The organism is Ktedonobacter robiniae (assembly GCF_016587375.1).
In the GTDB taxonomy this organism is placed as follows: Bacteria; Chloroflexota; Ktedonobacteria; order Ktedonobacterales; family Ktedonobacteraceae; genus Ktedonobacter; species Ktedonobacter robiniae.
In genome coordinates this window covers 1,379,191-1,393,460 of record NZ_BNJG01000003.1, presented here as the reverse complement: position 1 = coordinate 1,393,460, position 14,270 = coordinate 1,379,191, and the positions used below count along the sequence as shown (strand labels likewise).

Annotated in this window: 13 protein-coding genes; 8 read left to right on the top strand and 5 right to left on the bottom strand. The window is 53.2% G+C overall.

Going from position 1 to position 14,270, the window contains the following annotated elements; genetic code table 11:
- The first annotated feature begins 344 nt into the window (after positions 1-344).
- The gene (locus JMJ04_RS38630; RefSeq protein WP_201375681.1) at positions 345-884 is read left to right on the top strand and encodes an RNA polymerase sigma factor; all 540 of its coding nucleotides are present in this window, start codon (positions 345-347) and stop codon (positions 882-884) included.
- A complete protein-coding gene (locus JMJ04_RS38625) occupies positions 884-2,218 on the top strand; it encodes a hypothetical protein (RefSeq protein ID WP_201375680.1) in 1,335 nt (444 codons plus the stop codon). The genes JMJ04_RS38630 and JMJ04_RS38625 overlap by 1 nt, the downstream gene beginning before the upstream one ends.
- Positions 2,219-2,294: 76 nt before the next feature.
- Here the strand turns inward: JMJ04_RS38625 and JMJ04_RS38620 are convergent, their stop codons facing one another.
- Positions 2,295-3,086, bottom strand: coding sequence for a phytanoyl-CoA dioxygenase family protein (locus JMJ04_RS38620; protein ID WP_201375679.1), 792 nt, complete (start codon positions 3,084-3,086; stop codon positions 2,295-2,297).
- Positions 3,079-3,369, bottom strand: a complete 291-nt coding sequence (locus JMJ04_RS38615) for a hypothetical protein (RefSeq protein WP_201375678.1) — start codon at positions 3,367-3,369, stop codon at positions 3,079-3,081. The genes JMJ04_RS38620 and JMJ04_RS38615 overlap by 8 nt, the downstream gene beginning before the upstream one ends.
- A 207-nt stretch (positions 3,370-3,576) precedes the next feature.
- Between JMJ04_RS38615 and JMJ04_RS38610 the strand changes: the two genes are divergently transcribed.
- From JMJ04_RS38610 to JMJ04_RS38600, 3 genes are all read left to right on the top strand, one after another.
- Positions 3,577-4,383, top strand: a complete 807-nt coding sequence (locus JMJ04_RS38610; protein WP_201375677.1) for an AraC family transcriptional regulator — start codon at positions 3,577-3,579, stop codon at positions 4,381-4,383.
- Positions 4,384-4,586: 203 nt separating this feature from the next.
- On the top strand, positions 4,587-5,369 hold the full coding sequence (locus JMJ04_RS38605; protein WP_201375676.1) for a DUF6585 family protein: 783 nt from the start codon (positions 4,587-4,589) through the stop codon (positions 5,367-5,369).
- 416 nt (positions 5,370-5,785) lie between these two features.
- The gene (locus tag JMJ04_RS38600) at positions 5,786-6,019 is read left to right on the top strand and encodes a hypothetical protein (RefSeq protein WP_201375675.1); all 234 of its coding nucleotides are present in this window, start codon (positions 5,786-5,788) and stop codon (positions 6,017-6,019) included.
- Between the two features lie 494 nt (positions 6,020-6,513).
- Here the strand turns inward: JMJ04_RS38600 and JMJ04_RS38595 are convergent, their stop codons facing one another.
- Entirely contained in the window at positions 6,514-10,629 is a 4,116-nt protein-coding gene (locus JMJ04_RS38595; protein ID WP_201375674.1) for a DUF6788 family protein, read from the bottom strand.
- Positions 10,630-11,285: 656 nt separating this feature from the next.
- Here JMJ04_RS38595 and JMJ04_RS38590 point away from each other — a divergent pair.
- From JMJ04_RS38590 to JMJ04_RS38580, 3 genes are all read left to right on the top strand, one after another.
- Positions 11,286-11,951, top strand: coding sequence for a DUF899 domain-containing protein (locus JMJ04_RS38590; RefSeq protein ID WP_201375673.1), 666 nt, complete (start codon positions 11,286-11,288; stop codon positions 11,949-11,951).
- Positions 11,952-12,030: 79 nt separating this feature from the next.
- Positions 12,031-12,588 carry a dihydrofolate reductase family protein gene (locus JMJ04_RS38585; protein ID WP_201375672.1) on the top strand — a complete coding sequence of 186 codons (558 nt, stop codon included), beginning with the start codon at positions 12,031-12,033 and terminating at the stop codon, positions 12,586-12,588.
- A gap of 288 nt (positions 12,589-12,876) precedes the next feature.
- The gene (locus JMJ04_RS38580; RefSeq protein WP_201375671.1) at positions 12,877-13,365 is read left to right on the top strand and encodes a GNAT family N-acetyltransferase; all 489 of its coding nucleotides are present in this window, start codon (positions 12,877-12,879) and stop codon (positions 13,363-13,365) included.
- Between the two features lie 153 nt (positions 13,366-13,518).
- Here the strand turns inward: JMJ04_RS38580 and rpsU are convergent, their stop codons facing one another.
- The gene (gene rpsU, locus JMJ04_RS38575; RefSeq protein WP_007919684.1) at positions 13,519-13,701 is read right to left on the bottom strand and encodes a 30S ribosomal protein S21; all 183 of its coding nucleotides are present in this window, start codon (positions 13,699-13,701) and stop codon (positions 13,519-13,521) included.
- A 5-nt stretch (positions 13,702-13,706) separates the two neighbouring features.
- Positions 13,707-14,075, bottom strand: a complete 369-nt coding sequence (locus JMJ04_RS38570; protein WP_201375670.1) for a zinc-ribbon domain containing protein — start codon at positions 14,073-14,075, stop codon at positions 13,707-13,709.
- Positions 14,076-14,270 lie beyond the last annotated feature (195 nt).

Sequence of the window (14,270 nt, the reverse complement as noted above, 5' to 3'; positions counted from 1 at the left end):
AATGATACGTTGAATGGCACGGATAGCAGGAAAACACTAAATACAAGTGAACTTATACATGAGTGTACCCAATCCTCATACTAATGTCAATATGTATATACCAATTTTTTAAGCCAATTTTTTAAGATTTTCTTGCGTATCTTCTCTTCCACCTCGGCTCGCAAGCTCGCCTGTATGTAGGATGTGTGAGCGTGTGGCACTGGCGAATGCCAGTGCCACACGCTCACACATCCTACCTTGAGCGCCGTAGGCGCGAAAGTAGGCAATACATTCGTAAGACTGCGCGTTATTTTGCCCGTTTTTGCGAATATACTAATGAGATCTCAAGAATAGTGGAGTAAGCAATGCAACAACCCGGCCTGGTCCCTGAGCAATCAATGGATCTTTACGAGAGGCACGCTCCGGCTGTGTTGGCATACCTGCTGAGGCAGCTAGGTTCGCGTGAAGATGCGGAAGATATATTGCTGGAGGTATTTACTGTTGTTCTAGAAAAAGGGTCAGCTTTACGACAGGATGAACGTTCATTACGCCCATTGATTATGGCCATAGCCCGTAACAAGGTCGTTGACCACTATCGTCGCTCACGACGCTTTCCCCAGGTGTCGCTTGTTGGTGTCGAGGAGCGTATTTATGAGCGCGAGGAACGTGAACCTGAACAGGCAACCCTGCGCCAGGAGGAGTACCAACAACTACAAAGGTATGTGCGAAACCTGCCAGAGATGCAACGCGAAGTTTTGCAGTTGCGCTTTGGCGAGGATATGCGCTGTGCGGAGATTGCTCAGGTGATATCGAAAAGTGAGAGCGCAGTTCGCGCCTTACTCTATCGCGCGCTAAAACTGCTACGTAGCGTCTACGACGATGAGCGAGCAGAAAGGAGTTTCTGATGACTGAGCATAGCAAAGATTTCCAACAGGAGCAACTCGATCAGCAGATCGAACAGCCTGCTCGCTACCTGGATACCAAGGCAAGGTACCTGGTGGAGGATCTCCAGCAGATGTATCACACCCAGAGTGATGATAAGCTGGCAAACGAGGAGTCGCTACAGCGCGTGCGCAAGCTCCTGGAGAGCCGCTTGCAGCCTTCACACCAGGAAACAAATATCCTTACATTCGCAGAAATACGCGAACATCATGAAAGGAAGACGATGATGATCGATAATGCTCCTCAATCTGAGGCAACCAGTTCACGCAAGAAGGATCTTGCATCTCAGCGCAAACCCAGGTGGCGCCATATCTCACGCCTTTTCAATACCATCGCCGCCGTCCTGGTCGTCGCCGTTCTGGTTGGCAGCGCCGCACTCCTGCTGAACGCACGCCGGAACGCCAACCCATCAACAACGACTGGCTCCAGCAACGTCACAACCCAACCACAAGTGAAGGTTGATTGCTCTCACGTTTTCGCAGATGGAAACTATATTCCCGATAACGGCGAGCACGCGGTTTGTTTACAGGGCAAAGAGACACCGCTACAAGATTCAGCAACCATCAACGATCATAAGCTCACACTGATCTCCGCCTACGCGGACGCCAACCGCTTGCTCATTAAGTATGTCGAAACCGGCAACATCAGCCAGAGATATGATGGTGGCGCTTCCATATCTAAGTTGACTATTCAGGATGGCAACCAGACATACATATACGATCCTGTAGCTGGCTATACGTCACATGGTGGCGGTTCTTACTATGATCAGAAGAGCAAGCAAACATTTTTCCTGGACTCCTATTCTATACCACAGGATGCGATTAACGCGAAACAGCTTCAAATCACGGCCACATTCTTAGCGGTCGGAGGTGCCACCAGGGAAGATCCTGTAGGTACAAGCTTCCCGACCACATTCTTCAACTTTACCGTGCCAATGCAAAGCGAAAAGCGGGTCGCGACTCCCAATCAGAACCTCGTCATCAACGGACACCGTTTGAAGCTCACCCAGGTCTGTGTCACCCTGAGCGCGACCTACCTCTCCGTGAAACCCGAAGAGGCAGTGAATACTCCTCCCGAGCGAACGTATTCAGCCACAGTCAATGGAAGCAAGACCGAGATCTATGAGGTCGACAATGGCAAGCTTACCGGCAAATGGGATCCCCTCAAAGGCATGTCAATCGCCATTACCGAGGACTGGCTCGGCAAGCCAGGCACCTGGAATTTGAAGATTCAATCCACAGGTGAACCCCTGGGCATCGGCAGCGGCGAACTCCAGTTCACCGTCCCAGCCGCCTAAATTTATATAGAATAAATGCCAAGAAACGGGTTGAGGCCAGGCTAGCTTGGCCTCAACCCGTTTCTTGGCATTTATTCTACTCAAGCGCCATGCGCGTCAGGGCCTTTTCAAAGGAGACATCGACGAGGTCATCGCCGGTCACATAGCGCCAGAAGCGGGCACGCATGATATGTTCCAGGCGGGCCTCGTTCCCTTGCCAGGGCAGATAGCCACGCTCAATGATGCTCGTGGCCTCGGGATCTTGATAGCCCTCGGTGTTAAACAGGTTGCGCTGCTGCTGCCGGGGATGCAGGCGCAGCTTGAAGACGTAGCGCGTCTGGTCGGTATGATTGGGCTGGGCGCAGTGCCAGATGGCCTGGTGCATAAAGACAATCGTACCCGCTTTGGCGGCGAGCTGACGCTGGCCGACGATATTCTTGTAGCGGGCGATGCTGCTAGTATTAACGCGCCGCAGGTGTGAACCAGGCAGGATCAGTGTCGGCCCCATCTCGGCAGGGGTATCATGGGAGAAGTAGAAGGCCTGGATGTCGAAGGCAAAGGGTCGTGTATCAATCACGGAGTCAGCATGCCACTCCTGGGCCTTGAGGCCCTTTGGGCCAACGATATGGAGATAGGAGTGATCATAAGCGGGATCGACGCCAACGAAGCTCTGTACAGCGCCTTTGACCTGGGGTAGATCAAACACGGCTTGTACAGCCTCTGAACGCTGCCAGAAATGATAGCCTGCATCTGGCATACGCTTCTCATCTGCCAGCACAGCCTCATTATATGGACGCGGCACCAGTTCATCAAGCTGCAAGTAGCCATAGGTGACAAAATACGCCATCTGACTGGCCGTCAGGAGATGCTGTCGTTCTACATTACTCATGAAGCGCCACCTTTCGTTCCAAAACATACTCATAAGGCAGATGTCCACTTTCGTGCTCATATCCATGGATATAGAGAGGGAGCGGCGGCACCTGAATTACATTCCAGCCATCGCGCATGGCCTCCAGAACTGAGGAATAGGGAGGTTCATAGGAATCACCCGACTGCATTGGAAGGGTTCCACTGGGTGTAGCTCCATCGTAGAGCGCCCAGGCAACTGTGTCTGATTCCAGGCTGGGCAGCGCCAGGTGGAGAATCAGAATTTGCTGGCGAGTCTGACTCATTGAGAGACCTTTCTTGCTTCTTAGCTTTGCCTATTAGTCCAAGCGAGCTTGGACCATACAGCTTATTGGATGTACCAATAAACCACGCTGGCTTCTTTCATAAAGAGTACACTCTACGGCGTCTCAATGGTATACTCAGATTCGAACCAGTTGTGTCCGATTCCGGCCTGTTTCTCTACTCAGGCAGGTTTTAATCGAGGGATTTAGATGCTTGACCACGTTCATATCCGGCTCCTGGCCTATCACGTTGTACGCCTGGAGCCACCCTTCTGGCGCTTTCCCACGCGCTATAGCAGTTTCTGGCGCTTCTATTGCAATGACGCCGATGGAGCATGGATTGAACACGCGGGACAGCACTATACCCTGGAACAGGGACGCCTGTATTTCATACCTGCCAAGGTACCTTTCTCCACCAATCTCTTGCAAAGCGTTGGGCACCTGTATGTCCACTTTGACATGCTAGGCCTCCCTTACCAAATGCAACAGGAAAACTTTACCAACCCCATCTGCCTACCAGCCGGACCCGCACTAGAAGAGGCCGTATGCTCACTCCGCACCGAATTAGAGCAACAAAAGCTGGATCTCTTCCTACAGTTACGCATTAAAGCTATCCTCTACGAGGCACTGCTACTCTATCTCCAGAACCTGACGGATGAGCAAATCCAGCGTTATCTGCTACAATCTGAGACCATCGAGCCAATTCTCCCCGCGCTACAATATATCGAGGCTCACCTTGAGGATACGCTCTCCAACGCTATCTTAGCGCAGCTCTGCCATATGACCCCTGACTACTTCATCCGTTGCTTCCGCCTGAGCATGGGCCGCACCCCCGTCCAGTATATCCAGGAGCAGCGCGTCAAACAGGCCGAGCAGCAACTCCTGATGACCAACCAGAGCATCGAGCAGATCGCCACCGCCAGCGGCTTTGGTAGCCGCTATTACTTCACGCGCATCTTCACGCGCCATATTGGTGTCTCACCCGCCGCCTACCGCAAAGGCCTCTGCGGAGTATGATGTTATAGTGTGGTGAGAAGCCGACTCTCCCACCAATAACCCTTACCCAGCGAGCACCGCAGGTGCGAGAAGTGGTATTACCTCACATTTGTAATAAAAATAGATAAAAACTCTAGTCAAATCTCAGCTGATCTGTTAATTTATATGCATATCGCGCCAGTGGCGCCTGTGAGTACATCTATTCTTAAGGAGAAACCACTTCTATGGCCTATCCATATCAAGCAGGTCCAACCCTTTCTCCCGCCGCGCAACAGGCGATAAGCACTTATCAACTAGGCGCTTACCACTCAGAGTTCAAGGTGGGCTTAAACCGACATTATATTAGCGGAATCATCTTAGGGCTGGCTATAACACTTTTCTTCGGCTTTTTTCTCGTGAAAGCAGGCAATGACAGTAGCAATGTAATGCTCATCTTTTTTCTGTTAGGCCTCATATTGCTGATCTACTATGTTGTAGATTTCCTGATACATATGTCCTGGCGAGTCTATCTCTGTGAGCAAGGCTTCCTGCTTATGAAGGGCAGTCAAGCGGACCCCTTCCGCTGGGACCAGATCCAGGGCATGTGGCAAGAGGTCACCAAGCACTATCGCAACGGCATCTATACTGGTACGACGCATAAATATACAATCCAACGCCTGGACGGGCATAAGGTCATCTTCAATAATAAATTCAAAGAAGTGGGAAAGCTCGGCGATGCCCTGAGCGATGCTATAACCACCTTTATGCTACCACGCGCCCTGGCCGCCTATAATGCGGGCCAGGTCCTCAACTTCGGCCCTCTCAGTGTAAGCCGGCAAGGTGTGAGCAATAGCAAAGAGACCATTCCCTGGCACGAGATCAAAGAGTTCGGCGTCAATCGCGGTATTGTCTCTGTCCGTAAAGAGGGCAAGTGGCTCAACTGGTCCACCATCTCCGTTGCTAAAATCCCCAATTTCTTCGTCTTCATGAGCCTGACCCGCTCCATCCTCAACCAGGTCAGGCGATAGCAATGTAGCAGGCGCGAATGGTAGGTGCTTGTAAACCGCGCACCTACCATTCGCGCCTGCATGGGCAGCGGGCCTCTCGCACTACCAAGGCCCCTCCTGCATGGGCAGCCCACCCACAAAAGAGGACCATCCCTGGCTCACTAGGGATGGTCCTCTCGTTCGCGCGGTGTCGGGCAATGCCCGAGACGGAGTAGTGTCAAGATGAGATGTTGCCTGGCTAATCGTAATGTGACATGCTAACCATCCTTTCAACAGGCCTGGTCCTCGATATACTGGCTGGCGAGCGCTAAAATTGCGTCCCTGCGGTTCGCCCGATCATACGGCTTGTCGCAGATAATAAGTGCTGTTGGCCAAAGAATTAACTTCTAGCTGTGGGGATATACCACATTAGGCTTGAAGTCTAAAGAAGTGAATGCATGCCACAAGTTGATGTGAGCAATGGTGCTGAAGGCGACAAGGCCAACGACGATCAGGGTCAAGATGGCGAGCAGGAAGAGGGCGAACATCTGGTTTTTGCGCAGTGCGAGACTCATGGGTGGCACATCCTTTCTGGGTGCGGACGGGTGTGTCATGGGTGCCTGCCCTGGTCGACGATACCAGGTATGCAGGCCAGCGAGCTAAGGATCAAAGGGTGCGGTACTAAGCGATGACGGTGGGCGAGCCTGGTACTGACCTTTTTTAGCGTTTTTTAGTTTCTGGTTTCGCCTGCGTCATATCCTTGTGAGAGAATAATACCGGATAAGGGGGCTTTAGCGCGGCCTTTTGATCACAATTTTCACGCGTTGCGGACATGCCTCGCCAGGCGCGGGGGATCGTAGAGATGGACGGCTATCGTCGCTTTCGTCGCTGAGGATTACAAGTTGTTAGGGACATATCATTCTGAGGTGAACATCGTCAAATTCTTGGATGTCTGCACGGGTTCCTGGGCAATCAATCACCATACACGCCCACACACCAATGCCACAACCAATCACCACACACGCCCACACACCAATACCATAGACGCCCGATTTATCGCCCGAGTACAGAGTCACGTCTTTTACCGCAAGGCAGAATTTGCATGAATGACGGCCCCAAGGCCATATGGTTGATCGCAACCTTATATCCATGCGATAAATCGCCTTGTGCGCCGTAAACGGGGCGCCTATAACGTGGGGTAGGATTCTTCGAGGATCTTCTCGGCGCGCTGGGCATCCAGCTCCGCGCCACATTCTTTGAAGATGCGCAGGGCTTCTTGCAAATAGCGCATGCCACGCTGGTAGCCTTGCTCTTCGTGGTTTGCGAGATCAGCATACTTCTTAAGCAGGAGTTGCCCATAACTCAAGAGTGTGTGAGCCTCTTCAAGGCGCATACCATACTTACGTGAAGCGCTCAAGGCATGATCATAGCATTGAGCCGCTTCTATTATATTCGTAGCATACTCTTTTACGCTACCGAGAATTCGCTGCTCTAGGCATTGTAGCCATATAAGCTCATATTTATTGATATTAACAGAGGCTTGGTTCACATGTTCGGAAGCCTTTTCATGTTCTCTCATTAACAGCAAAACTTTAGCAAGAGCCAACTGGCCCTCCGCTCTCGTTTCAGCCTCCAGCCCCTCAAGGCTTAATGCTCTCTCCAGCGTACTCTTTGCTTTTCTCAGCATTGGCTTTTGCTGTGTATCTTCACTGGCTAGAGCTTGAGCAATACGCAGATTGCCAATATCTACAAATGCTATACCAATATATGGGATAATGCCCATAGAACGGCAAATTCCCAAAGCTCTGCGAAGCATTTTTGATGCCTCTATAAGCTTGCCTTGCTCTTGTAAAGCAACAGCAAGATACATACACCATACACTAATTGAGGCAGGCTCATTTAATCTCTCTACCAGCTCTAAACATTTCTTAAGCTCATTCTCTGCATCGATCAAACTCCCAATACGCGTATCTAACACCCCTTGATTACCATATACAAAGGCCACAAGTGGTGCTTCCCCTACACGTTCAGCAAGATTTAAAGAACGTCTTAAAACAGATTGAGCCTGTTCAAACTCAGCTCTTCTTAGAAGAACATCGCCCATGTTACAAGATATTAGCGCAATATCTCTTGCTCTCTCATATTGTTCAAACAAAGTTAACGCTTTGCTATAGTGACTTAAACCATCGCCGCTACGTCCTCCAGTCGCTTCTATCATACCTAATAAATTATGTATGCGACCAAGAGTAACAGTGTCTCCAGATAAAATACGACGTAATTGAGTTGAAAGATCTTGGAACGGCACCTTGTGTGCTTGTACTTGTTCGGCCTCTTGAAACAGGCGGAGTGCTTCTTCCGTGTTCATTCTCGCCTTATTATAGTTGCCTTCTCTCCAACTGATATGGCTCTCCTGGTAGCGAAGATAAGCCCATACATAACCTGTAGTTATATCTGAGGCCTTGAGTATTTCTTCGCTTTCTAAATAATAGTTTTGAGCATTAACACTGTTACCCACATCGTACCAGGTGACACCAATTTCACAGCATAGTAACGCTTGTAGTTGAGCCTCATCTTTAGAAATTGATACATAGCCGTTAAGCCTTTTACGCTCTTCCAAAGCTTGCTCATAAAAGCCTCGCGCCTCCTCATATTTTCCCTGTACACGGGTGCATTCTCCCAGGCACTCTAGCAAATACGCGTAGTGCTCCTGGTTCTGGGTGATACGATCGAGGTTTTCGAGGGCGATCTTGTAGTGCTTCTCGGCGTCGGGATAGGCGGAGAGGCTGTAGGAGAAGCGGGCCGCTAGCTCAGCGAAGTGCGCGATTTTGCTGGAGACGGACCCACCCTTGACGAGGTGGTCGGTGATGGTTGCGGCGTGCTCCTCGTGGTCGCCGTACATCTGCTGGAAGACATCGGCGGCGCGGCGATGCAGGCTGGCACGGCGCGCGGCTGAGAGCCTGTCGTAGAGGTGGCTGACGAGCAGGGGATGCCAGAACTGGTAGGTGACGCGGGTGCCCGTGCCCTCTTCGGTGAGCATGCCAGAGGTCAGGCCTTCTTCAAGCAGGTCGAGCACGAGGTCTTCGTCCATGTCGGGCGTGTTGGCCTCCATGGCACAGATGACCTGAAACTGGAAGGAACCACCCAGAACGGCGGCCTTCTGCAACAGGCGGCGGCAGGCATCGCTCAGGCGCTCCAGGCGCAGGTCGAGCACGGCGGAGATGGTGTCGGGCAGCGGCTCCTCGCCATTGGCATTGACCTTGTTCAATGCGCTCCTTACTGTAGTGTGGCCGTTCCCGTTCTGGCCATTGCCGGCGGCGGCGGTCGCCAACTGTGCGCCGAGGCCACGCGCCAGCTCCTCGGCGAAGAAGGGGTTGCCATCGGCGCGTTTGCTGATGCTCTGCGCGAGTGGCTGCGAAATATTGGAGACATAGGAGACAAGCGTGCTGATCTGCTCCGTCTCCAGGGGTTCCAGGCTGACGGTCTCGACGGCATGCTCACGTTGTAGGTCGGTAAGTAGGGCCTTGAGCGGATGATTGAGCGGGAGTTCGTTATCGCGGCAGGTGCCGACGATAACGATGGGGTAGCCCTGGATGCGCCGCGCCAGGTAGGCCAGCAGCTCGCAACTGCTGCCATCGGCCCATTGTAGGTCGTCGAGGGCTATAATCAGGGGTGTGCTCTCGCTGATAAGTGTGAGCAGTTCGCGCGCGGCCTCCCAGAGGCGCAGCTGCTCCTGCTCGGGTGGCAGGGGCGGCGTCAGCGCCACGGGCGGCAGGAACTCCGTCAGCTCGGGCAGGAGCGCGGTTAGCGGCTGGAAGACAAGGGGGCGGCGCGTCAGCTCCTGGCGCTGCCAGGCTCCCTGGGTCGTGGCCTTACGCAATACCTCGGTCCAGAGGCGATAGGGGATCGAGCCTTCCTGGGCATAGACGCGGCTCCAGGCTACGGCCCAGCTCTTGCCCCGTGCCTCGCGGCTCAGCTCCTCGGCCAGGCGCGTCTTGCCGATGCCAACCTCACCCATTAGCACACCACACTGTGGGCGACGCGGTGTATCCAGGGTCGAGGCGATGGTCTTCTTCTGCACTGTCAGCTTGAAACGCGCGGCATGCTCGGTCGTCTCCACCATCTCGCGCAGGATCGCCAGCTCCTTCTCGCGACCAATCAAGGGACTCTGGTGGGCACGACCAATCTGGATGGCCGGGCTGCTCTCCGTACCACTGGTGCGCGTGGCCTGGACGCTCGCGACCTGCTCGGCAACTCCTATGGCTGAACCGCGCACCTCGGTCGCGACGCTCTTATTGCCGCGCTTAAGATCTTCATAGAGCTGGCGCGTATCCGGTAAAGGCACAATATTATATTCCTGGCGCAGGACCTGGGCCAGGTGCTTATATGCGCGCAAAGCCTCGCCGCGCCGGTCCAGGTGGACCAGCAGCTTCATTATGCGCTGTACAGCGGCCTCATTGGTGGGATCGACCGCGAGCAGGCGGTCAAGAGGTATGATGGCGTCCTGGAAGGCTTCGCGCTGGGTGCGCATATCAGCCAGCTCCAACAGCATGCCGATCCAGCTCCTTTGTAGTGAGCTGCGGCGCGCACCAGACCACTCCATCTTGCGCATCTCGGGAAGAAAGGAGCCGCCATAGAGCGTCGCCGCCTCGTTCAGGCGCTTCTCGGCCTGCCCTGGATCGCTATGTATCAATGCATTGGCCTGAGTTAACAACTGCTCAAAGGCATCGGCATCGATCCAGACCTGGGATTGATCACCCAGGACCAGGACTTCACGCTCGGTCAGTAGGAGTGGAGAGGTCGCGGGACGGCTACGCTGTGGCTCAAAGAGCTGGCGCAGGCTATAGACGGCGCGATCCAGGCGATTGGAGGCCGTCTCATAATCAAGGTCTTGCCAGAGCATCTCAATAATCTGCTCACGGCCCATCTTGCGCCCATTTGCGCAGACCAGGGACGCCAGCAGGGCGCGCACTCGCTGGTGCTGCCAGGTCGACTCCGTCACCGTCTGCCACTCGCCCGAGCGGGGAGAACGGCGCTCCAGGCGAAACTGGCCCAGCACATAGATGCGGACCAGGGCCTGCGACTGCGAACTGGCCTCCGCCAGCGCGGAGGTCTCGGAGCGACCCTCAAGCTGGGCCTGAATCTCCGGCGGCAGGTTTTTACCAATATATGTACGCGTGGTGCGCCCATCGACCGTCTTATACGCATACCAGTACGGCCCATGACCCGTCCCCTCGCGGCACTTACGGCAGCGTGGCTTACCACAATAGCTGACTTGTTGATGATATGTCGTTTTGCTATTCATCCCACGAACTCTCCTCTTCCTATTCAGGGAACCTGAGCGCGGAGCGCTAGCCACGACAGTGGCGTTGGTTTCCGCATAAGAAGCTACACCGCCGAAGTATACAATGAAATACGCGAAACGTCATGAGGGGAGCCACGCTGCTAAAGCACGCGCTTACATATCATGGTACGACTTACGCGCCTGATGGGCCATCTATGCCTTTAAAATGAAATAATCCCTTACATTATACCAGAGGAACCCCTTGAAAAAGAACCAGCGCCACTAGGAGAATTGGGTGAAACACGCAATTTTATACAAGATTTTAATACCCCACCAGAGGCACCGCGTTGAGAACCGCGTGGAAACCATCATGGCTAACCCCATCCACGCGACTATCTTCCGACCCTTGACGCGGATCTCATCGGCCTGTCCATGTACCAGATCAAGCTTACCCTGTTTCCACGGTCGCTTCATGGACCCGTTGGCAGTGCTGGGAGAGAGCTTCAAAAGTGCCGATTACTCGAAAGGTTGGCCACACAGAGATGTAAGCAAGATAGAAGAAGTTTTCCTGATCGACTTCTGGTAGATTGTCTGTGCTTGCTCTTTGCACGCGCCCTCCAGATGACGACTCAAGGGAGAAGCAGAGCAATCCAATCATCAAACCAAAGGAGAATATCGTGAACTATCCACCAATTGTCTCACGAGACGAGTGGCTCACTGCGCGCCAGGAGTTGCTCACCAGGGAAAAGGAAGCCACCCGTGCGCTAGACAAACTCAATGCTGAACGGCGCAGGCTACCCATGGTCAAGGTTGAGAAAGAGTACCTCTTCGAGGGACCGGACGGCAAGGCGAGTTTGCTGGACCTCTTTGAGGGGCGTCGTCAGTTGATTGTCTACCATTTCATGTTTGGTCCAGACTGGGATGAGGGCTGTAAGGGCTGCTCGTTCTTGATCGATAACGTCGGTCACCTGGCCCACCTGCACGCCCGCGATACCTCGCTGGTTGTTGTCTCGCGTGCGCCCCTGGCGAAGATCGAGCCATTCAAAAAGCGCATGGGCTGGACTCTTCCGTGGGTCTCCTCGTATGGCAGCAATTTCAACTATGACTTTCATGCCACGGAAGAAGATGGCGAGGTCTCGGCGACGAGCGTCTTCCTGCGCGTGGACGAGAACATCTTTCACACGTACTCGACGTTCGACCGTGGTAACGAACTGCTCCTTGGAACGTACAAATATCTCGACCTAACCCCACTCGGACGGCAGGAGGACTGGGAAGAGCCATCCGGTCGCAGCACGACCTCGGCAATGGGATGGCTCCGCCTGCACGACACCTATGACGTCTAACGCGTCGCAGTTCCCACCCTCGATTACGGTGAGGGTCCATATCTAGCCGGAATGGACCAGATTACAGAAAGAAATCCGCATGAGAAAAATAATTGCAGTCGAGTTTATGACTCTTGATGGCTTCGTTTCAGGGCCTGGCCTTGAGATGGATTGGGTGGAAAAGATCTACACGGATGAAATCGCGCAAGCATTGGGTGAAGGCCAACAGTCGGTCGACACCTTTTTATTGGGACGGGTCACCTATCACGGCATGGTCAGTTACTGGCCTGAGAAGACAAAGGAGGAGGAACCGTTCTTAGCTGACCATATTAATCCGAAACCCAAACTGGTCTTTTCCAAAACACTGGAAAGCGCTCCTTGGGGCACCTATAACAACGCAAGAGTGGTCAAAGAGCATGCTCTGGAAGAGATGCAAAAACTCAAACAGCAGTCTGGCAAGGATATGATGATTATTGGGAGTGCCAGCCTCATTCAAAGTTTTGCGAAGGCTGGCCTCATTGATGAATATGTTCTGTATGTCCATCCTGTTTTTGTTGGCAGTGGAGCGCCCTTATTCCAGGAGAAAGTCAACCTCAAACTGCTAGAAACAAAGACGTTTGGTAACGGCGTCGTAAGATTGACCTACCAGAATATTTGAAAGAGTGACGAAAAATAATTGGTGAACGAGGGGGTGTCCGCAAAAAGATAACGGATACCCCCTCGTTCATCAGTTAATGTGGCTCTACCGAGGCACCGCGTTGACAGCAAACATCGGTTCTCATGCCCATGCCGGAGAAAACCCCCATTCGGGGGCACGGCCGCGCACCTACCTCAGTCCTCCTGCACGGGCGGCGGGCCTTCCCGATGTTTAGGTTATTGATGTGCTAGAATGAGAGAGGTTAAGCTATACATATCTCTCATCTAGAACAAAGGTAAAGCATCTTATATGAGTATACAGACTGTCCCCACACTCCGCAAAGCCACCACTGAAGACCTTGAGGCCCTCGTGCGCCTGCGCCTGGACTTCCTGCGCGAGACGCGCAAAGTTAAGGACGAAGCCATCTTCTCCGCCCTGGAGGGAGAGTGCCACAGATACTTCCTGGCAAAGATCGCCGACGAAAGCTACCATAGCTGGGTCGCCGAGGCCGAGGGCGAGATCGTCGCGTGTGGCGGCCTCATCTTCATCGAGAAGCCACCCTCGCCCAGGCACTTCTCTGGCAAAGAAGCCCTCATCTTAAACATGTACACCACCCCCGCCTGGCGCAAACACGGCCTCGCCACGCGCATCCTGCAAGACATGCTCGCCTTCATCAAAACGACCAGTGCGCACCGCATTTGTCTCTATGCCACCCAGGACGGTCAGCCCGTCTACGAAAAGCTCGGCTTCGTCATCAAACACAACCACGTCCCCGAGATGGAACTCATCTGGGAATAAGCAAATAATAGAGGCCATGCTCATGGCTTGCCATAAGCATGGCCTCTATGGATATTTCTCACACTCGCTCTTCTGTTATCGTGCCAAAAAAGAGCATCCCGCCACCTGAGTAGGTGACGGGATAGTCTTTGTTTTTTTGTTTGGACAAGCGACTTAGCGGCTGCGACGCTGACGGCGTTTGGAGCTTTCCGCCTTGCGTTTGCGCCTCTCCTGGGGACTTTCGTAGAATCTGCGTCTACGTGCCTCTGCCAGGGTACCCGCCTGTTGCACTTTACGTGAGAAGCGCTTAAGGGCAAACTCGAAGGAATCGTCTGGTCCTACAATAACTTGACTCATCAGGCTTACCAGCGCGATCTACCGCGGCTGCTGCCGCCAGAGGAACGCTGAGAAGAAGGCTGCGCCTGATAGCAATCACGGCAGTAGACAGGACGATCAGCGCGAGGCTGGAAAGGAACCTGGGCTTCGTTACCACAGCTCGCACAAACAGTTGTGTACATCTGGCGAGGCTCACGCTGCTGGTAACCGCCGCCACCCTGAGACCCGAAGCTGTCACGACGACCACCAGACTGTCTGCGCGCGGAACGGCAAGAAGGACAACGTGTGGGGGTGTTGGTCAAACCACGGCTAGCGAAAAATTCCTGCTCTCCAACGGTGAAAATGAATTCCTGATTGCAGTCGCGGCAATACAGTACCTGGTCACTTAAAGACATGTGTTACTCTCAATTCTAAACAAAGGGAAAGTTTCCCGATAAACTAATCTCTGTATCGCGCGCGCAGCTTCAAAACAAGGGTCTCATAACAGAAGGTCATCTCGAATTTGAGCAACTATGCACCAATACAGTGTCTGGTGACAGTATAACATAAAAAATCTCACATTGCTACGTTTTTAAGAGACTTCCGTAGCC

What these genes read in the sequence shown, in the direction of transcription:
- JMJ04_RS38630 (WP_201375681.1), top strand. Translation starts at nt 345, where the DNA reads ATGCAACAACCCGGCCTGGTCCCTGAGCAATCAATGGATCTTTACGAG.
- JMJ04_RS38570 (WP_201375670.1), bottom strand. Translation starts at nt 14,075, where the DNA reads ATGTCTTTAAGTGACCAGGTACTGTATTGCCGCGACTGCAATCAGGAA.
- JMJ04_RS38600 (WP_201375675.1), top strand. Translation starts at nt 5,786, where the DNA reads ATGCCACAAGTTGATGTGAGCAATGGTGCTGAAGGCGACAAGGCCAAC.
- JMJ04_RS38620 (WP_201375679.1), bottom strand. Translation starts at nt 3,086, where the DNA reads ATGAGTAATGTAGAACGACAGCATCTCCTGACGGCCAGTCAGATGGCG.
- JMJ04_RS38595 (WP_201375674.1), bottom strand. Translation starts at nt 10,629, where the DNA reads ATGAATAGCAAAACGACATATCATCAACAAGTCAGCTATTGTGGTAAG.
- JMJ04_RS38580 (WP_201375671.1), top strand. Translation starts at nt 12,877, where the DNA reads ATGAGTATACAGACTGTCCCCACACTCCGCAAAGCCACCACTGAAGAC.
- JMJ04_RS38585 (WP_201375672.1), top strand. Translation starts at nt 12,031, where the DNA reads ATGAGAAAAATAATTGCAGTCGAGTTTATGACTCTTGATGGCTTCGTT.
- JMJ04_RS38610 (WP_201375677.1), top strand. Translation starts at nt 3,577, where the DNA reads ATGCTTGACCACGTTCATATCCGGCTCCTGGCCTATCACGTTGTACGC.
- JMJ04_RS38625 (WP_201375680.1), top strand. Translation starts at nt 884, where the DNA reads ATGACTGAGCATAGCAAAGATTTCCAACAGGAGCAACTCGATCAGCAG.
- JMJ04_RS38615 (WP_201375678.1), bottom strand. Translation starts at nt 3,369, where the DNA reads ATGAGTCAGACTCGCCAGCAAATTCTGATTCTCCACCTGGCGCTGCCC.
- JMJ04_RS38605 (WP_201375676.1), top strand. Translation starts at nt 4,587, where the DNA reads ATGGCCTATCCATATCAAGCAGGTCCAACCCTTTCTCCCGCCGCGCAA.
- rpsU (WP_007919684.1), bottom strand. Translation starts at nt 13,701, where the DNA reads ATGAGTCAAGTTATTGTAGGACCAGACGATTCCTTCGAGTTTGCCCTT.